Raw genomic sequence first — 17,603 nt, forward strand, 5'->3', positions numbered from 1 at the left:
ATAATAAATGCAACTCACCTATCTTACCTTCGGCGTTCTCATTCTTCTTATCACGGTTTCAGATCTTCTCTGGACGACACTCTGGATTGAAGGCGGTGCTGGTCCACTTACATCTCAATTGATGGGTTGGACGTGGCGAGTACTACGACGGATAAGTCCCCAGAATCCTCGACTACTCAGTCTCTCAGGACCAATTGTTTTTGTCCTCAGTCTCACAATATGGATTGTCCTACTCTGGAGTGGTTGGACACTTATTTTCGCTGGAGCTGGAAGCATTCTTGTTGATACGCTTAACCGTGGACCCATATCATGGTATGATCGGATCTATTACACTGGATACACAATATTCACCTTAGGTACAGGCGATTTTGTCTCTGAAAAAGGCCCCTGGCAGATCGTAACGATACTTGCAACAGGGAGTGGAATGCTCTTCGTTACGTTAACTGCTACATATATAATTTCGGTCCTTGATGCGGTAACTCAGAAACGTGCATTCGCTAGCAATGTGAGTGGTATTGGTACACAGAGCGAGGAGATTGTTCGAACAAGCTGGAATGGTGAAGAGTTTCAAGGACTTGATCTACCCCTGAATACTTTCGTAACTCAGCTTACTATTCTAACAGAGAATCATAAAGCATATCCAATACTTCATTACTTTCACAGTGCCCAGACTGATCGGTCACCTGTTATTGAGATCACTGTCCTTGATGAAGCATTGACGCTTCTCCGATTTGGGATCCCAGAGCAACATCAACCCGATGAAATTATTCTCCAGAGTGCAAGAGCAAGTGTCGATAACTACCTCGAAACACTCAATGGATCATTTGTCAAACCTGCAGATAGTCCTCCTTCGTCACCAGATCTTGGAGCCCTTCGAAAAGCAGGTCTCCCAACTGTTTCAGACGAAGACTTCGAGATGTCTCTTCAGGAATTAGATAACCGACGGAGAATGCTACTCGGTCTTGTCAATTCTGACTCACGACAATGGCCTTCAGAGACGACTGATTGATTTCAACTCAAATATTATTATAATAATGGAAACTGCACTGTCCAGTTTAGCACCTCGGCTCTACGAGAGTTTGTGTCTGAAAAAGAGTTTTTCAACAGAGATATTATTTCTGATAAAATGTCATCTAATTAGATACGCGCCTAACGGAAGGTGGATAACTGTTGGTATTATACGCCGGATAAGGAAACCAGGGGAGACGTATCGTCAATTTAGCGGTCACAATGAGCAATCAGCCATCTCGGCGGCACGTACTCGGGATAGCTAGTGGTGCAATTGTAACTGGACTTGCCGGTTGTCTGACCGGAGACGACCAATCGGAGAACGATACCAACTCGAATGAGGGGGCTGCTAACTCGAGCAAGGGTCCTGACAATCAGAGTAATGAAACGGATTCAAACTCTGGCAACGAGAGCAGCCCTGATGAACCGAACAGTACGTCTGAGAGTGCAGCCGAAGTAACAATGGTGACGAATGACTCTGGAACTCACTTCGAGCCCCATGTCGTCCAAATCGAACCCGGAGAGACCGTCACGTGGACGCTCGAGAGCGGTTCTCATACGACGACCGCTTATGCATCGGCGAATGACAAGCCCCAGCGGATCCCTGATGACGCTGAGGCATGGGATAGTGGGACGGTTGATGAACAAGGAGCTACCTTTGAACACACGTTCGAAACCAAAGGTGTCTATGATTACTACTGTCGCCCACACGAAAACACGGGAATGATCGGATGCGTTGTCGTCGGTAATCCTAACTTTGATACTCAGCCAGGAATGGCTGAGCCACAGCCTGAACTGCCTGACGAAACTCACGAGAAGATCCGCGAACTGAACGAGATGGTCCGGAATGGTGGCAAAAGTGAGCATGGTGGACACGAAAGTGGCGAAGATGACCACGGAGGTCACGAACATGGCCACTAACGCTAACTGATTGAGAGAGGTAGCGCTCTTTCTTTATCTAGAACTGACCGTGATAATTGCGGCACGTACTGAGTATAGACTTCCTGTTTCGTCCTTTTCGGAAGTGATACCCTTGCTATCTCTCACCTCATGCTTATGAAACGAAATGGTGTATATTAGCTATAGACAAGAGTTCGGAAGGAGGAGATGCACCAGCTGAACTTTCTCTGGATGCAATCCTTGACGTACTCAGTCATCATCACCGACGGATACTAGTCTGTTGGTTACGGGATCGACCTGACCAGCGTGCTGATTCTTAAGCACTAATCAGCTACCTGATTCAGCAAGAACACAAACGGATAGGAAAAACGCCGAGTCCAGACCGCATTCAAATCACACTCTATCACATCCATCTATCTAAACTCAGTGAGACAGGCTGATAACGCACGACGATGCCGCTCAAGAGTACCAGTACCACCCAAATGACCGATTGGAGAAATGGTGTAAACTGATTGACTCTAGACATGCGTCTGAGTGGTGACAAGAGACGGAGTGGATAGCTCACCGTTCAATAAGCACGTAGAGTTGTCGTTCAATTCAGGGTGTTCAGTGAACGGTTGCCTATTCCAGCCCCCGTTTTACGCCGTCGGTTGCTGAAACGGTGAGTGATGGCGTTAACTCAAATTGACCACGTCGGCGAGAACGACCAGATGGCAGAGTGCATCGACAACTGTCTCGAAGCCGCTCAAGCATGTGAATGGTGCGCTGATGAATGTGCTGGTGAAGGGGAAGGGATGGCCAAGTGCCTTCGTCTCTGTCGGGATGTCGCCGATCTCACGACGATGCACGCACGCTTCATGGCACGGAACTCGAACTACAGCACGCAACTTGCAGAAGCCTGTGCTGGTGCATGCGAAGAGTGTGCGAGTGAGTGCGAACAACACGATGAAGAACACTGTCAGGTCTGTGCCGACGTGCTTCGCGAGTGTGCCGAGTCTTGCCGGGAGATGGCGTCGGCGTAGAACCCGCAACCAGTACAATCATCCCAAGGTCGCCGACGACTACGGTCGCATGCCGCTCATAGGGACGTCCCATGGTCGAGCAAATCCTTCCACCATCCGCGGGATGGTCTACAAATGGACACGGCCCTGTGAGCTCGGGGAAACGTGCCCTCACGGTAAGCAGCCCAGCTCCTGTGAAACAGCGGAGAATCGGGATAAGCCATCGGATTGTCCATCGACTCGCTCGCCACACGACATCCGACGTGGGTACATTACTCACGTCAGTAGTGAGGGAGTCCCACCGCGAGTCCTGAGCGATCGCGTCGACGCCGAACCGGGAACGGTAAAAAAGTATTACAACAAGAACGACGACGAAGAAAAGATGCAAGCTCGTAAAGAGCTCATAGAGCGTATCATGCAGGACGAAGAAGAGGTTAACTACTAGGGATGAATTGGTCCACCTGGGATCGGGCTACCTCTTCCTTCCTCCACTGACCCCGACACAATAGTTGACTGGCGTCTCTAAACTGATCGTCTATTAGCGATTGCTGAGTTCGAATTTGGCTAGTTACAAGAACACGACCCTGTCATAGAATCGTCCTCAAGAAATTGTTTTCACCCGGACTTCAGCGAATTGGCTGTTAGATAGCTCGTGCGTATTGACTGCCGAGAAATCTACCATCTCAGAGATGTGTTCCGATAGCCGTGCGAGATACAACGCGCGTATCGGTCATGTGCTAAGACAAGAACTACAACTATTCCTCTCGGCCTGTTTAACCTACTACCTCGCAAGAGGGAGTCGAATCAGAGAATCGGTTTCTGCGTAGTCATCTATACACCAATGGTCGCCAATCAATCGCCGTGGTGAACCACTTTCCGTGTTAACGAGTTCAGTACCTGCTTCCCCGTCTTCGAGAGGTGCGTAGCCGACGACGACCGTCTCCGTCTCGTCCGGGTCGCGGGCAGTATCGACACGTCAGACACCCCGTCAGAGGCCGACGACCTCTACGCGGCCGTAGATCGCACGACCTTACGTCTCACCGCGCTTGATGGATTGAGAGAGCGAGCAGGCAGAATGCCGTGACCTCACTCTCGCTCATTCGAATATAAATGCCCGTAAACCAATAGATTCTGTGCAGAATTCGAGGTATGAGGCGCTGAAATCGTTTTTAATCAAGAGAAATTACAATAACCACTCCTCCGGGGCAGCAATTATAGATGTAAAGAGCTCCGAAAAATAACTTGCTGATTCTTCTGGGATTTCCCTATTTGATGACCTCGTTGAATTCTACCTCCTCTCTCGACTCCCACGCGAGCGAAGAACCCTCGTTCGGCCCAATCTCATATTCTCCTTTCGTCGATGAGGAGACCTTCACGCACTCATCATCTGGATCTACTCGAATCATCAAAGTCCGACTATCATCGGTAGCGTGGTGAAGGCAACATCGCCATTAATGAACTGGCAGAGATGGATCTGCGGCGTTGACGTAGATACCAGACCTTCGCCAGCAGTTCAAGCGGGTGACTGTTTTTATAATTTAGCGGCCGTAGTAGATAACCACAGAACGCACGTTTGATCAACACATATCATATTCTATATTGAGGTGACTGAACACTAAGCCGAGTATCGGGCTTCACTCCCCGCACCTAGTGGAGCAGAGAACTCACTCTCGCAAGTCGTTTAGAAAATAGGTTGGTTCTCAATCCTCTGGTGTGACTTACCCGGGTGCTTCTTGGGCCGGAGCTGGAGGTTCGTGGGTTCCGAAGTCAGGATGAGTTTCTTCCATCCAGAGGAACACGACTGCCCCGGAGAAGAACATCAAGAGCGCAGTCATGTAGAACGCAGCTTCGGTGTTCACAAACTGCATCGTGAGGCCGATCAGGATCGCGCCGACGCCGTAGCCCGAGTCGCGCCACATCCGGTAGACGCCCATGCCCGCCGACCGCCAGGTCGGGTGGGCAGCGTCGCTCGGGACCGTCATCAGGTTCGGGTAGAGCAGCGCCATCCCCAGACCAGAGATGCCGGCCAGGACGACCCACGGGAGGTAGCTGTCGACGAGCACCATCCCGAGGACGCCAGCACCGGCGATGAACATCCCCACGACAACGGGTGGGCGGCGACCGATACGGTCAGCGAGGCCGCCGGTCCCGATCTGGAGGAAGTACATCGCGCTGTGAACGCCGACGACGACGCCGACGGCCTCGATCGCGAGGCCCTGGCTCGTGAGATACAACGGGACGGCGATCCAGAACAGCGTGTCCACGAAGTTCTCGATGTGGCCGGCCTGCGCCGCCGCGAACAGCGTCTTGTCGCCGTAGGTCGCGCGCTTCAGAACGTCGACGAACGGAAGATTCGCGTCGTGGTGGTCGTCGTCGCACTCAAGTTGCGCGAACTGGACCGTCTCCTTGATCAGGAAGATCGAGATGAGGAACGCCAGCATCACAACGGCCGCGAGGAAGTAGAACGGCTCGGGCCGGAGACTGGTCTGGCCGGCGATAACGCCGGTGATCCACGCGCCCGCGGCGACGCCGGTGTAGCCAAAGGCCTCGTCGATACCGACGGCGAGCCCGCGCTGGTCAGGGCTCGCGAGGTCGATCTTGGCGTTGATTGCCATGCTCCAAGTCAGCGCCTGATTGATCCCCAGCAGGATGTTCCCGACAGTGATCCAGCTCCAGCTCGGCGCATAGATGAGGATCACCGGAATCGGCAACGCGGTGATCCAGCCGAGAACGAGTACCGGCTTGCGCCCGTACTCCTCGCCCCATTTACCCGCGTAGAGGTTGAGCAGCGCCTTGACGAAGCCGAAGGAGACGACGAACGAGCCGATGACGAAAAACGACTCGACGCCGAGCACCTCCTCGCCCAGCACGGGCACGACGGTACGCTCCGAGCCGATTGTCAGGCCCGTCGCGAACACCAACAGGACGTGCAGCGAGAACTGCCCGAGGTGCTCGCGGATTCCCTGTTTCACCTCAACTTTATCCTTCATTACTGATAGTGGATTCTGTAGTTATATTCAATTTCGATGACCCCTGTGCGATTGTGGAAACGGATCGAACTGATTTGCCCGCTCTAGTTAGCAGCGCAGTTGTTCGGGCCGAGTTCAAGCGCTTCAGTATCCCCGCTTGGCTGCTGCTTACCCCAGTTGATCTGCTTGATCTCGTTATAGTTCGCGGGCTCGTCGGCGAGACTTTCGACGATAGTTTCAACAAACGCCGTTTCGTCGTCGTCCTCGACGTAACTCAGGAGTTCGTTCGTTGTTTCTTTTTGAAGCTCTTCGAGCTCGGTAGCGAGCGGACGAATCTCTTCGTCAGTGAAGTGGCCCGGCAGAACGAGCGTCTCGTCGTCTAGGTCCGTCAGTCGGTCGAGACTCCCGAACAGCTGGCCAGCCGCTTCGCGGACCGCGTCTTCGGCGCTATCCTCGAGGTCCGGACGGCCGACGCTGCGCAGGAACAGCGTGTCTCCGGAGAGGAGCGCATCGCCGAACCGGAATGAAGCACTCCCGGGTGTGTGACCGGGCGTGTGGATCACGTGGAGGCCGCTGTTGCCGACAGGGATCGTCTCACCGTCTTCGAGTTCCGTGACTCCTTCGAGTTCGCCAGCGTCGTCCTCGTGCAGGTAGTACGGAACGTCGAGTTCACCGGCGAGCCGACGAGCGCCCGAAACGTGGTCAGCGTGTGCGTGTGTGTCTGCGACGCCGACAATCTCGAGATTGTGCTCGTCTGCCACGTCCAGATACTGATCGATGTACTGGCTCGGATCGATGACGATGGCCTCACCGTTGTCGGTGGCGAGATACGAAACGCATCCCGTACCGGGGCGGACAATCTGGATGACGCCGTCGACGCTCTCAACTTCATACTGGCGGTGAACACGTCCCCAGCCGTTCATTCCGCGATCGATCGACTTCGCGTCGAAGCCGTGCTCACGGAGGAATTCGGCAGCGCGTGCCGACGTGATACCACCGACGCAGACGACTGCGATTTCCTCGTCTTCCGGTAGTTCATCGAGCGTCGTCTCCAACGTGGAATAGTCGTGTTCTAGCAGCTCATCGTAGATGGGAACGTTGGTACTCCCTGGGATCTGCCACTCGTCGTAATCGTCCTCGTTGCGGACGTCGAGGACAAAGATGTCCTCGGCATCGTCTTCTTGAACGCGTCGAGCGACATCCGATGGGTCGATAGCAGTATTGCTCATTATATCCAATACTATGAAATAGCGCGTATTAAGTCCATTGGTCGTACTACCACTGAGAAATTCTGCTTTCTCTTTCAATAGGGGATTTATTCGGCATTTTCGCCACATCCCGTATCGAGAGTCAGAGAAGCATGGTGCCTCGTTCGGAGAACAGCAGCGTTAACTCTTACATAGTTTTGGCACTACTGCGAACTATGGGCTATCATACGTTCGAGGTTGAGCAAGCTGAGAAATTAGAAGACGCAGCGTCTCGGTATCGGTATCTTTCTGCCGAAGAACTCCTCTGGTACGTTTCACCGTCGGATGACGATGTCATCGCCGATCTCGGAAGTGGGACCGGCTTCTACACGGACGATCTAGCTCCGCACGTTGGACAAGTGCATGCGGTCGACGTGCAGGAAGCGATGCACGACTACTACCGTGAGAAAGGAGTGCCCGAGAACGTCGAGCTCATCACAGCGGAAATCAGTGATCTCCCGTTCGATACCGACTTCCTTGATACGGCAGTTTCGATGATGACGTATCACGAGTTCGCCAGTTCGAATGCATTACACGAACTCTCCCGAGTCGTGAGTTCGGGTGGTCGGCTCGCTATCGCTGACTGGACAGCTGACGGTCACGGGGAGGCTGGTCCGCCGTTGGACGAACGATTCACTGTCGAGGAGGCAGTCTCCTCACTTCGGAATCACGGTTTCAAAATTCATCAGGAGGTTACACGCCCTGAGACGTTCGTTCTCGTCGGAACTCGAGAGTAGAGAGGTTGATCAGCTTTCGACGGTCGGCGTCTGGCTGGACGTGTCGCCGTATTTGTCGCTGAATTCGCCGATGAGTTGGCCCATCTGTGCGTACCAGTCGTTGAGCATCCGCTGCATCTCCTGGGCAATCTCGTCGGCGTCTCGGGGAAGGTAGACGTGATAGTAGCCGCCCTGTTCGTAGTTGACCTGCTCCTTCTGGAGGAACCCGGCCTGCATCAACCGCTTGACTGCTCGGTAGGCGGTCGACCGCTCGCGGTCGATCTCGTCAGCGATCTCGTCAACGGTGAGCGGCTCGTTGGCTTCGTTCAACAGTCGGAACACGTCTTTGTCGATTTCTTTGAGGTTGTGGAAACACTCCAGCAGGCCCTCACACTGCATATCCTGCCGAAGCATTTCACTCATCGAGTCAGGCATCAGTTACCGATACTAGGTGCCTGTCACTCAAAAGTATTTGCATAGTCAGCACAATACTGTTCCTATCCATGACGACACCAGCCGGCACCGTGTTCCGAGTCGCTCCTGCCGAAGTACACAAACCGTCGCGAGCACAATCGCAGTGCTGACCGCGGCCGTCGCACCGAAGAAGAGTGCGATGCTTACCGTATCAGTAGTTAGTAGCACAATTTCTTCACCTAGAAATACAGCTGAAACTGAGATGGGGGATTGGCTAAGTACGTCTACGGAGTGATTGTTGACTCTGCCAAATAACACATTACTGATGGTCTCTGGAGTCTCTGTTACCGAGTTCCGCAACGATCGCCCGGCGTTTCAGAATACCGAATCCTGCAACGATGAGTACGAAACCCGCGATTGCCGACTGCGGGAGGGTATCGCCGAACAGTATATACCCCGCCACGATTGCAACGACCGGGAAGAGATAGTGGACCAGGTTGATTTCCACAGCAGACCGCCGGTTGAGCAGTGTGAAGTAGACGATATATGCGAGCGCGGTCGAGACTACTGTCAGGTAGCCGACCGCGAGCACTACTGTGGCGTTTATTGTTACGTCCGACAGCGACTCGCCGATAGCGGGGCTGAGCACGTGCATAAGTCCGGCACCGAGAAGCATCGACCATGCAGTCACCGCAGGGGTAGAGATTCCATTTTCCGCCCGTCGGATCAGGACACTCCCGAGCGCGGTCCCGATTGCCGACACGAATAACAATAGCTTCCCAAGAACGCCCTGGCTGAACAGCGGGGTGGCACCGGGAATCAGGACGAGGAGTACGCCCGCAAACCCGATGCTGAGTCCTGCGAAACTCTCCCCCGTCACCCGGTCTTCGGGGACGAGAACCCACGACCACGCAGCAGTGAAAAGCGGTATGAGGCTGGCCATCAATCCGGAAAGGGCGCTCGTAGTGAGTTCCTGACCGATGTACCAGATACCTTGTCCAACCGGGACAAACAGGATTCCCCCTCCCACGATAGCGAGGATGTCACCACGAGTAGACGGTTGCCAGCTCTCGGTCGTCATAAGCGCATACCCCAGCATAAACAACCCGACGAGGTCAAACCGAACGGCCGCGATCAACAACGGGGGCATAGAGGAAAGGGCTGCCTCCACGGCAGGAAACGCCGTTCCCCACATCAACGCCAGGCTGATAAATAACGTAAAATCGCGGTACTGGGTCGAATTCACAACCGATCAATGAGGACTTCGTGTCGTCATTTAAAGAAAAGCCGGTTGCAGTATGACTGGTGTTTAAACACTCGCTGCTAAAGAGTGTTGTTCCCGCCTAATCCTCAGCAATGATACGTCTGTTCTCGAAGACGTAGACATGTGAAATACCCCTGATTGAGCGAAACAGCGGCTTGAAGAGCAATTGCTATCTGTGCTCTCTATACTGAACGTGATTTTCGACCCTCTTTCTGAATAAAGAAACCGTATTACCAACTACTGGTATTAAACGACTCAATACCGAGCGAGTTAATCCGTTCTCAGATCACCCAGTATCAGGTGATTTTATGAGAATATTGATAGTTAGCTGGAAGCGGTTTCGGTCACGTCGTCGGTGGTGCTCGAGCGAAGTGCTCGCCAGTAGCCCTGTGCGTACGCGCCGAGGAACATTCCGACGACCGCCCACAGGATCGGATAGTTACCGATACCGACGCTCGCGTAGGCAGCCCCAGGACAGATTCCCGAGAGACCCCAGCCGACACCGAAGATCGTCCCGCCGATGACGACGTTGCGATCGAACGCTTTCACTCGGCGCGTGTACTCGCTGGCCGTCAACGGCGCCCGATCGAGATACCGGGTGGCGACGGCAAACGTGACCCCGGTCACGACGGCTGCACCACCCATGACGAACAAGAGGCCAAAGTCCTCGAACTGGAGGAAGTCTAGTACGACCTCGGGGCGAGCCATGCCGCTAATCGCGAGGCCGAAGCCGAAGATCAGCCCACCCACGTAGATTATCGGCATGAACAGTTGGCTACGACGGGTACTGCTCATGGTGCCACCCCCACCGCCTGCACGAGTTGGGCTGTCCCGATCGCGATAGCGAGGAACGTCGCCACGTTCACGAACGAGGTGTTCGAGAGCGAGCCGACGCCGCAAACGCCGTGGCCCGACGTGCAACCTTTGCCGAGGCGGGTCCCGACGCCGACGAGGAAGCCACCGCCGAGGAGCCGCCACCACTGGACCTCCGTCGTCCAAATCCCGCCCTGAAAGAGGACTGCGTACACGGCGGCGCCGCTGACGATGCCCGCTGTGAATACGAGTCGCCAGTCTCGTGACTGGACGTACTTGAACCGGTTGAACCGGGGCACATTGGAGACGTACGACAGCGTCGACTCGAGGAACGTGCTCGCACCGGCAATGATCCCCGTGGCGAGGTAGATGACCGCAGCGCCGACCCCAACGAGTAGCCCACCGAGGAGATACGGCAGGACTCCTCGCGGGAAGGGCTCACCGAGCGCGAGCAATGGTGAAAGTTCGTTCATTTTAGTTCGTCAACGCCTCCTCACTGGCCGCACAGTTGTTCGGACCGAGTTCGAGTTCGAACGCCTCCTCGTCGCCGAGCGATTCCCGGCCGAGGTTCGTGGCGATGATCGCTTCGTAGTTCGCCGGTCGCGGCGGCATATCCGAGACGATGAACTCAACGAACGCGTCTTCGTCCATCGACAGCGCGTCCATTGTCTCTCGTAGCTCACCGAGCGTTGCAGTGTACGCGCCGTCGTCGTTCGGTGTTGCAGAATCGCTGAAGTGTGCAGGTGCGACGACTGTGTCGTCGGACCGCGTCAGCACTTTTTCGGTGAGCGATTCGTAGAGCGTCCTCGCGGCGTCCCTGGCTGCCTCGGAATCTTCGAGATCGGGGCGTGCGACGCTTTCGGTGAACAGTCCGTCACCGGTAAACAGGACGTTCCCGACTTCGTACGCGGTCATTCCCGTCGTGTGACCGGGCGTGTGAATCACGTCTATCTCAACGTTCCCAACCGTGAGCGTATCGCCGTCTTCGACGGCCTCGTACTGACGGTCGTACTCGACGCCGCGCGCCGCAGCTGCTTCGAGCATGATCGCAGTTGCGTCTGTCTGCTCGGCCACCGCCCGAATTCCAGAGATGTGATCTGCGTGGACGTGCGTGTCGAGAGCGTACGTGAGTTCGGCACCGAGATTTCGAACGTCCTGGATGTAGTCGTCAGTGAATGCTCGTAGCGGGTCGATGACTGCGGCTTCACCGTTCGAGAGGACGAGGTACGCGAGACACCCGCTGGACGGACGCTGGTACTGTGCAATCGTCGCGTCGACGTCGATGTTGAGTTCAGTGTATTCGTAGATGCGTGCCCAGCCCTTCATTCCGCGTTCGAGGTGGTCGACGTCGTATCCTTCCTCCTCGAGGTTTTCGGCGACCATCTCGCTGGAACCGCCCTTCGCGCATAGGACTGTGATCTTCTGGTCTTCGGGAAGGTCTGCGAGAAGGTCCTTCGGAATCCCGTCAAGCAGCTGGAAATAGGGGTAATTCACGATCTCAACGTTCTCTCCCTCGATATGCCACTCGTCGAAGTCACCTTCCGAGCGCGCGTCGAGAATGAAGACGTTCTCGCGGCTGTCAATCCGCTCTTTCAGTTGTTTCGGTGTGATTGATTCGACGTCATCTTCAATGGCTGGAAGGTCTTCTTCGGTCATCGTCATCCCCTTCTACAAACGGCTCGCCAATAAGGCTTTGCATAGTAATTCTATATCTGTACAAGACCATGTACGGATAACAAGAGTGGTGTGCCGTTTTTAGGCCGATATAGTATTTTCATCTACTACAGTAATGTTGAATCGGTGATTTACTACCGACACGCTTTTATTGTGGCCGATAGTATTGGGTAGTGTAGTCAATATCATGACTGAGTACGAAATCACCGAGACACTCGACGTGAAGGGACAGAATTGCCCGATGCCGGTCGTCAAGACGAAGCAGAACATCGACGAACTCGGGGAGGGTGAGGTTTTGGAAGTCCTCGCGACTGACCCTGGGAGTATGAGTGACATCGCTGGGTGGGCGGATACGACCGAGGGTGTGGAGCTCGTCGATCAGGACGAGGGAGACGACGTCTTCACGCACTACGTCCGCAAGACGGAGTAATACGATGAGTACGGACACCACACAGGCGACCACCGCCGACGATGAGACTCTGAGCAGCGCAGAACTCGAAGAGAGAATTACGGAACTTGAGGACCGACTTAGCGATGTCGAGTCCGAGAGCAGCGATGAACAGCCGAAGATGTCGATCATCGCGACGAAGGGGACACTCGATATGGCGTACCCGCCGCTCATTCTCGCAAGTACCGCCGCTGCGTTCGGCTACGAGGTGACGGTCTTCCACACGTTCTGGGGGCTGGACATCCTCCATGAGGAGAAGTCGAAAAACCTGAAGCTAAGTTCCGTCGGCAATCCTAATATGCCGGTCCCGAATGCGATCGCGGCGCTTCCGGGTATGGATCGCATGACGACGAAAATGATGGAACGGCAGATCGAGGATAACGACACGGCGACGATCGAGGAACTCATCGATACCTCCCTGGAGATGGGTGTCGAGTTCCAAGCCTGTCAGATGACAATCGATCTGATGGACTACGACGAAAACGACTTCTACGACGGTGTCACCGTCGGTGTCGGGGCAGCGACGGCGATTCAGGACATGGCCGAATCCGACATTCAACTTCTCATCTAATGTCACAACCCTCAGAGAAGGAGATCGATCCTGGCGATTCAGAGCACAGGGAATTGGGAGAAGGCCTTCTTGAGGAAAATATGGGGCCCAGCTCGGCCACCGCTCACCTCTATCGGGGCGAGATACATCGTATGAAATTCTGGCGAGAGCGCCTCGATCGAACGACGAACTGGGCCGTTCTCGTCATCTCTGCGATCCTCACGTGGGCGTTCTCACGGCCCGACATTCCCCACTATATCCTTCTCATCGGCGTGGCCACGCTCTCGGTGTTCCTGCTGATCGAGGCCCGTCGGTATCGAGGATACGACATCTGGCGAAGCAGAGTCAGGAAATTGCAGGAAAACGTCTTCGCATACGGACTTGACCCCTCTGCTGGACTGCCCGATTCCGACTGGCGTGAAGCGTTGAGTCAGGATTATCGGGAACCAACGATCAAGATCAGCGCAGAGGAAGCGATAGCGCACCGTTTACGACGAGTGTATCTGCCGCTGTTCACCGTGTTACTCGCTGCGTGGATCGTGCGTATCACTGTGTTCTCTCCAGAGCCATGGGTGACGAGTGCCGCGATCGGCATGATTCCCGGAACGATTGTCGTCGGAATTGTGGCACTATCCTATCTCGGTGCAACTATCGTCGCTATGCGCCCACGAACGTGGCACGCGAAGGGTGAACTGCGTTCCGAAAATCTGCGCAAAAAATAAGACTCAGGCAACAACTGCTAGCGAATTTTCGTTTCCGAGCATCGCAATCATATGGTCAAATACTATATTAGCTCACAGTGGATTCCATCGATATGAATTCTGCCATTATATAGAAGAAATAAAGTAAAGGCGTAAAGTTATGCTGGGGTCAGAGTCGATCCAAATAGTCCCGCCGCTGTTCCATCTTCTCTTTCTCAGTGCGCCGGTCGTAGTGTTGTTCGATGACCGCAGAGCTCACGTTCGCTCGATCACTGACGACGTTGTCCGGGAGGTCGCTGTTGAGTGAGTGCGTGATGCTGCCCCTGCGGATGGCGTGGGGGTTGACGTTCGCGGGACATCTGAACGCCTCTTGGTCGTTGACAGCAGCCTCACATTCTTCTGGATCCCGATCTTCAGGACACTCTGCTCCACGGAAGCACGGCCGGGTTGCCTGGTAGACGTACTTCCGAAGCGTAGTCTTGTTCGCGCGCCCCTCCCTCGTCGCGACGAGCGGCTCACGGCCGAAGTCGTCGGTCACGTTCGGTCGCTTCTCTTCGATCCAGTCGTCAAGCAGCATATAGATTTCATCTGACAGTGCAACCAGGCGCTCACCGTCTTTCTTGTTCTTGATTGGCGTGTCAGTCTCCGGGCGGTGGTGGACCTCGATGTACTGCTCGCCGGGATTGTAGTCGTCGACGTCGAGGGCGTTGACGCTGCTGACACGCATCATCGTGTGCCACATCAGCGCGACGGTGACGTGTTCACGTGATGCGTAGTCGTACTTAGCGAGGTACGAGAGAACTGCCTCAGCTTCCTCGGTCTCCAGCATCTCGTCGCGGGTGTTTTGCTCCGGCGTCATCGACGGCGAACGAACCTTCGTCGAGAGGTCCTGCTCGACGGCGTCGATCGACTCGGCCCAGCGGATGAACACGCGCAGCGTGTCCATCTGGGTCTTCTCGCTGGCAACGGAGAGGTCACCATCGTCGCGACGCCAGAGACGATACTGCTGGAGTTTGCGACCGGTGAGGTCGTTAAGGTTGTCGATGTCCTCCATCTCGCACCAACGCAGGAAGTGCTTGAGGCGGTATCTGTGCGACTGAATCGAACTCTCGGCGAGTTCGGCTTCCTTGTCCGTGAGGTACAGTTCGAGTGCTGTCTCCGGATCGATTGGCTCGAGACTCATAGTCGTGAGTCGCGAACCGATAACGGGTCGATCTGAACTCCGCGATTTCCCTCCGTTCGTCAGACCGAACGAGAGGAATTCTGAGGGCGTCTGAGTGGCTGTGAGCCTGCAGCGCCCATCCGAATTTACTATCGCATCTGTAATGCCTACTCGTTCTCAACCACGTACGAAACCACAGGACAGCGTCGGGTTTTTATAAAGGCATACACCCTACGTCGAGGCCGTCTTTCATCGACTGGTAGTTCAATCTGGTCAGAACACCGCACTGTAGATGTGGGTGTCCTTGGTTCGAATCCAAGCCAGCCGATCTTCATTTACAATGCGTTGGCGAGGCGGTGCAACTCCGATAAGCTGCAACGATAAAAATAGAGAAATCTCCTTATCACCTACCGGCCGGCTTGGTGGAGTGTCAGTATTGATATATACAGTTATATTCCCAACTGCTTTTACTGCTGGTAGTGGAGTAGTTTGCTGTATGAAGATAGAAGAATGGAAAGTCTCCGGATATCGCAGTATTCACGAGGAGCGATTCTCGTGCTCCAAATTCAATGTGCTAATTGGGAAGAACAATTCTGGGAAGTCTAATGTGCTGGATTCGATCCTAGATTATAGAGATATACTAAATGACGATATTGATTTGAGTTCTTGGTACTCAGACCGCCTTATTCGGAACAACAATGTAGATGAAATTGCATTTGAGGCAACCTTTGGACTATCCGACGAATCACGATCCTCATTGATTGAGGAGCTTACTGAACGGGATGTTTTCGGCGAATCACAGGCTGAGGATTTCCGTGATTCAGATACCTTCTCTAAGATCCAACACGAGATTCATCTCTCAGAAGGTGGGATCACAGAGGAAGTCTTCAGGACCAATATCAAGGGGTCAATGGAGGATCTTTCTCGTGAGGGCAACCGTACAAGGGAGAATGATGTTCTAGTCCTCGAAAACCTACCAGCAGTAACATACACATCTGCAAAGTACCGTGTTGACAAGTCCTTTCTTGATACACTTCAGAACTCTCTATCGAATTGGCAAACCCTACGTGCAACACGAAATCCGAAAGGGATGATGGACCTCATCAGGAGAAATAAAATTGATGAAGCAGGTGAGAAGCTTGCTCAGGTGCTCGGCACGCTCAGCATGAATTCTCCGGAGACTTTCCAGGAAATCTCAGAGAGTTATCAATCTATAATGGAGGGCGTCTCGGAGGTAGATGTACAACTGCTTGAAGAGGGCAATGTAACTGTCGAAGTACTTGGGGAGGGGTTCACGGATTCTTTTGTGCTAGATGAGATCTCAGCTGGTTCTCAACAAATTCTCATCTTGCTAACTGCGATTATTCGTGCTAAAGAAAACTCGGAGGTTCTATTTGTAGAGGAGCCAGAGCAACATCTCCATCCAGGAGCAGAGCAGCATGTATATGACTTAATAGAAGAAATTTCTCTTAGCGGAACACAAGTCTTCGTAACTACTCATTCGGATGTCTTTGTCAACGAAACCGGAACGGAGAATATTATGTCTGTATACCGGAATGAGGAGAACGTCACGGAACTCGAGACCGTGGAAGGCACGGAAATTGATAGTACTCTTTCGATGCTAGGGTACGAGAAGAGTGATTTCTATCAATCGAGTGCTGTCGTTTTTGTTGAGGATCAATCAGATAGAGTCGTCTTCAAACAATTGGCCGATACTCTAGGATATCCCCTTAAAGAACGAGGTATTCGGTTGATCTCTTTGGAGGGAGACAATATGTTTGCAGACGCGGAGCCTATGTTAAAGATAATTCGGCAGCTTCGGATGCCGTATTTGTTCATTTTAGATTCTGATAAGATGGATCCTGAGGAGAAGACTAAATCGGTGGCTTCGGATCTGGGGGTAAGTCCTGAGAATGTATATGTCCTAAAGAAGCCTGTTATTGAGTCATATTTGATTGAGAGTGCAGAACCTATTGCAAGAGCTTTCAATATTCAGGATCTGGAGGTTGTTGAGGAATTCCTTGATGGAGCTGGAAAGAGGAATCATGCAAAGACTCTGAATAGAATCTGTAAAGAGGAACTGGACCAGAGTATGAGTAAAAAGGCTATCAATGGTATAGTTTCTCGACATATGGAACGAGGTGAGATTCCTGGTGAACTCGACCAGCTTTTGAGGCGGGTAAGAGATATGCCAAGTGAAAGTTAGTTCTGCCTTTCGAGGAACCTTTATAAACACTATCCTTCAGAAGATCGCTGATAACCAAAACCACTCAATAGCAGGCCAAGTCCAGAACTGGATCGACCGCTTCTACGAGGGCAATACTGAGTGAAGGAGATCAACGGCTCAGATGAGGACGAGTTTGAATACTGGCTGGAACGCCAATTAGGAGCTGATCCCAAGGCCCAGAAGTTGTACAAATTTCACGGCTACCTCCATAGTGACGGGATTGATACTGGCACACGGCTTGGCTATCAGCGGAAGGTTCGAGACGAGTTGAACGAGGGTGGTAGCTTATTCTAAGTCATGTTAATAGTTCGAACGTACTTTCAATCCGGTGGCCGTCACTGCAGGTTTGTATGCATCGAATCTCATCATCCTTATCGCCAGGTTCCATGTGATACTTTTCTGATCTGATGTCGGACTGGTAACGATCGCCGGCCTTTGATGCACTCTGACTCCTCCCTACCGTATTCTAACGTTTTTCGAGAAGTATAATGCTGCTTTGTCAAAGAAGG

17 protein-coding genes and 1 tRNA gene are annotated in these 17,603 nt (G+C 53.3%); 10 read left to right on the plus strand and 8 right to left on the minus strand.

All coding sequences use genetic code 11. From position 1 onward, the window contains the following. Positions 1-7 precede the first annotated feature (7 nt). From WD430_RS20180 to WD430_RS20190, 3 genes are all read left to right on the plus strand, one after another. The gene (locus WD430_RS20180; RefSeq protein ID WP_339105916.1) at positions 8-1,009 is read left to right on the plus strand and encodes a potassium channel family protein; all 1,002 of its coding nucleotides are present in this window, start codon (positions 8-10) and stop codon (positions 1,007-1,009) included. 461 nt (positions 1,010-1,470) lie between these two features. Then, positions 1,471-1,929 carry a plastocyanin/azurin family copper-binding protein gene (locus tag WD430_RS20185; protein WP_339105917.1) on the plus strand — a complete coding sequence of 153 codons (459 nt, stop codon included), beginning with the start codon at positions 1,471-1,473 and terminating at the stop codon, positions 1,927-1,929. 647 nt (positions 1,930-2,576) lie between these two features. Continuing rightward, positions 2,577-2,930 (plus strand): four-helix bundle copper-binding protein, encoded by a 354-nt coding sequence (locus tag WD430_RS20190; protein ID WP_339105918.1) that lies wholly within the window; start codon positions 2,577-2,579, stop codon positions 2,928-2,930. A gap of 1,697 nt (positions 2,931-4,627) precedes the next feature. Here the strand turns inward: WD430_RS20190 and WD430_RS20195 are convergent. Together WD430_RS20195 and WD430_RS20200 are read right to left on the minus strand one after the other, a co-directional pair. After that, positions 4,628-5,899 (minus strand): MFS transporter, encoded by a 1,272-nt coding sequence (locus tag WD430_RS20195; protein ID WP_339105919.1) that lies wholly within the window; start codon positions 5,897-5,899, stop codon positions 4,628-4,630. A gap of 83 nt (positions 5,900-5,982) precedes the next feature. Further along, entirely contained in the window at positions 5,983-7,107 is a 1,125-nt protein-coding gene (locus WD430_RS20200) for an MBL fold metallo-hydrolase (RefSeq protein WP_339105920.1), read from the minus strand. 194 nt (positions 7,108-7,301) lie between these two features. Here WD430_RS20200 and WD430_RS20205 point away from each other — a divergent pair, with 194 nt between their 5' ends. Then, positions 7,302-7,862: a class I SAM-dependent methyltransferase gene (locus tag WD430_RS20205; protein ID WP_339105921.1), complete on the plus strand. Its 561-nt coding sequence runs from the start codon at positions 7,302-7,304 to the stop codon at positions 7,860-7,862. 9 nt (positions 7,863-7,871) lie between these two features. Here WD430_RS20205 and WD430_RS20210 read toward each other — a convergent pair whose 3' ends face one another. The 5 genes from WD430_RS20210 to WD430_RS20230 all read right to left on the minus strand — a co-directional run bounded on the left by WD430_RS20210 (position 7,872) and on the right by WD430_RS20230 (position 11,988). Beyond that, on the minus strand, positions 7,872-8,276 hold the full coding sequence (locus tag WD430_RS20210) for a helix-turn-helix domain-containing protein (RefSeq protein WP_339105922.1): 405 nt from the start codon (positions 8,274-8,276) through the stop codon (positions 7,872-7,874). A 298-nt stretch (positions 8,277-8,574) separates the two neighbouring features. Continuing rightward, the gene (locus tag WD430_RS20215; protein ID WP_339105923.1) at positions 8,575-9,501 is read right to left on the minus strand and encodes a DMT family transporter; all 927 of its coding nucleotides are present in this window, start codon (positions 9,499-9,501) and stop codon (positions 8,575-8,577) included. A 342-nt stretch (positions 9,502-9,843) separates the two neighbouring features. After that, positions 9,844-10,314 carry a YeeE/YedE family protein gene (locus tag WD430_RS20220; protein ID WP_339105924.1) on the minus strand — a complete coding sequence of 157 codons (471 nt, stop codon included), beginning with the start codon at positions 10,312-10,314 and terminating at the stop codon, positions 9,844-9,846. After that, positions 10,311-10,805, minus strand: coding sequence for a YeeE/YedE thiosulfate transporter family protein (locus tag WD430_RS20225; protein WP_339105925.1), 495 nt, complete (start codon positions 10,803-10,805; stop codon positions 10,311-10,313). Before WD430_RS20225 ends, WD430_RS20220 begins: the two co-directional genes overlap by 4 nt. A 1-nt stretch (position 10,806) precedes the next feature. Further along, complete coding sequence (locus WD430_RS20230) at positions 10,807-11,988, minus strand: MBL fold metallo-hydrolase (protein WP_339105926.1); 1,182 nt, start codon at positions 11,986-11,988, stop codon at positions 10,807-10,809. 205 nt (positions 11,989-12,193) lie between these two features. Between WD430_RS20230 and WD430_RS20235 the strand changes: the two genes are divergently transcribed. From WD430_RS20235 to WD430_RS20245, 3 genes are read left to right on the plus strand one after another with little or no spacing between them, the layout of a single operon-like run. After that, entirely contained in the window at positions 12,194-12,436 is a 243-nt protein-coding gene (locus WD430_RS20235; RefSeq protein ID WP_339105927.1) for a sulfurtransferase TusA family protein, read from the plus strand. A gap of 4 nt (positions 12,437-12,440) precedes the next feature. Further along, a complete protein-coding gene (locus tag WD430_RS20240; protein WP_339105928.1) occupies positions 12,441-13,025 on the plus strand; it encodes a DsrE/DsrF/DrsH-like family protein in 585 nt (194 codons plus the stop codon). Continuing rightward, positions 13,025-13,726: a DUF2270 domain-containing protein gene (locus WD430_RS20245; protein WP_339105929.1), complete on the plus strand. Its 702-nt coding sequence runs from the start codon at positions 13,025-13,027 to the stop codon at positions 13,724-13,726. The genes WD430_RS20240 and WD430_RS20245 overlap by 1 nt, the downstream gene beginning before the upstream one ends. A 148-nt stretch (positions 13,727-13,874) precedes the next feature. Here the strand turns inward: WD430_RS20245 and WD430_RS20250 are convergent, their stop codons facing one another. Next, on the minus strand, positions 13,875-14,888 hold the full coding sequence (locus WD430_RS20250) for a site-specific integrase (protein ID WP_339105930.1): 1,014 nt from the start codon (positions 14,886-14,888) through the stop codon (positions 13,875-13,877). Between the two features lie 232 nt (positions 14,889-15,120). Between WD430_RS20250 and WD430_RS20255 the strand changes: the two genes are divergently transcribed. The 3 genes from WD430_RS20255 (at position 15,121) to WD430_RS20265 (ending at position 17,388) form a co-directional block, all read left to right on the plus strand. Next, positions 15,121-15,195 (plus strand) — tRNA-Tyr (locus WD430_RS20255). Positions 15,196-15,363: 168 nt separating this feature from the next. Further along, complete coding sequence (locus tag WD430_RS20260; protein WP_339105931.1) at positions 15,364-17,073, plus strand: AAA family ATPase; 1,710 nt, start codon at positions 15,364-15,366, stop codon at positions 17,071-17,073. 120 nt (positions 17,074-17,193) lie between these two features. After that, on the plus strand, positions 17,194-17,388 hold the full coding sequence (locus WD430_RS20265) for a hypothetical protein (protein ID WP_339105932.1): 195 nt from the start codon (positions 17,194-17,196) through the stop codon (positions 17,386-17,388). Positions 17,389-17,603 lie beyond the last annotated feature (215 nt).

The organism is Haloterrigena sp. KLK7 (genome assembly GCF_037914945.1).
GTDB classification, from domain to species: domain Archaea; phylum Halobacteriota; class Halobacteria; order Halobacteriales; family Natrialbaceae; genus Haloterrigena; species Haloterrigena salinisoli.

Excerpts from the sequence above, each read along its gene's own strand:
- WD430_RS20185 (WP_339105917.1), top strand. The coding sequence starts at position 1,471 with ATGGTGACGAATGACTCTGGAACTCACTTCGAGCCCCATGTCGTCCAA.
- WD430_RS20190 (WP_339105918.1), top strand. The coding sequence starts at position 2,577 with ATGGCGTTAACTCAAATTGACCACGTCGGCGAGAACGACCAGATGGCA.
- WD430_RS20210 (WP_339105922.1), bottom strand. The coding sequence starts at position 8,276 with ATGCCTGACTCGATGAGTGAAATGCTTCGGCAGGATATGCAGTGTGAG.
- WD430_RS20240 (WP_339105928.1), top strand. The coding sequence starts at position 12,441 with ATGAGTACGGACACCACACAGGCGACCACCGCCGACGATGAGACTCTG.
- WD430_RS20250 (WP_339105930.1), bottom strand. The coding sequence starts at position 14,888 with ATGAGTCTCGAGCCAATCGATCCGGAGACAGCACTCGAACTGTACCTC.
- WD430_RS20245 (WP_339105929.1), top strand. The coding sequence starts at position 13,025 with ATGTCACAACCCTCAGAGAAGGAGATCGATCCTGGCGATTCAGAGCAC.
- WD430_RS20200 (WP_339105920.1), bottom strand. The coding sequence starts at position 7,107 with ATGAGCAATACTGCTATCGACCCATCGGATGTCGCTCGACGCGTTCAA.
- WD430_RS20220 (WP_339105924.1), bottom strand. The coding sequence starts at position 10,314 with ATGAGCAGTACCCGTCGTAGCCAACTGTTCATGCCGATAATCTACGTG.
- WD430_RS20195 (WP_339105919.1), bottom strand. The coding sequence starts at position 5,899 with ATGAAGGATAAAGTTGAGGTGAAACAGGGAATCCGCGAGCACCTCGGG.
- WD430_RS20180 (WP_339105916.1), top strand. The coding sequence starts at position 8 with ATGCAACTCACCTATCTTACCTTCGGCGTTCTCATTCTTCTTATCACG.
- WD430_RS20225 (WP_339105925.1), bottom strand. The coding sequence starts at position 10,805 with ATGAACGAACTTTCACCATTGCTCGCGCTCGGTGAGCCCTTCCCGCGA.
- WD430_RS20205 (WP_339105921.1), top strand. The coding sequence starts at position 7,302 with ATGGGCTATCATACGTTCGAGGTTGAGCAAGCTGAGAAATTAGAAGAC.
- WD430_RS20260 (WP_339105931.1), top strand. The coding sequence starts at position 15,364 with ATGAAGATAGAAGAATGGAAAGTCTCCGGATATCGCAGTATTCACGAG.
- WD430_RS20230 (WP_339105926.1), bottom strand. The coding sequence starts at position 11,988 with ATGACCGAAGAAGACCTTCCAGCCATTGAAGATGACGTCGAATCAATC.
- WD430_RS20235 (WP_339105927.1), top strand. The coding sequence starts at position 12,194 with ATGACTGAGTACGAAATCACCGAGACACTCGACGTGAAGGGACAGAAT.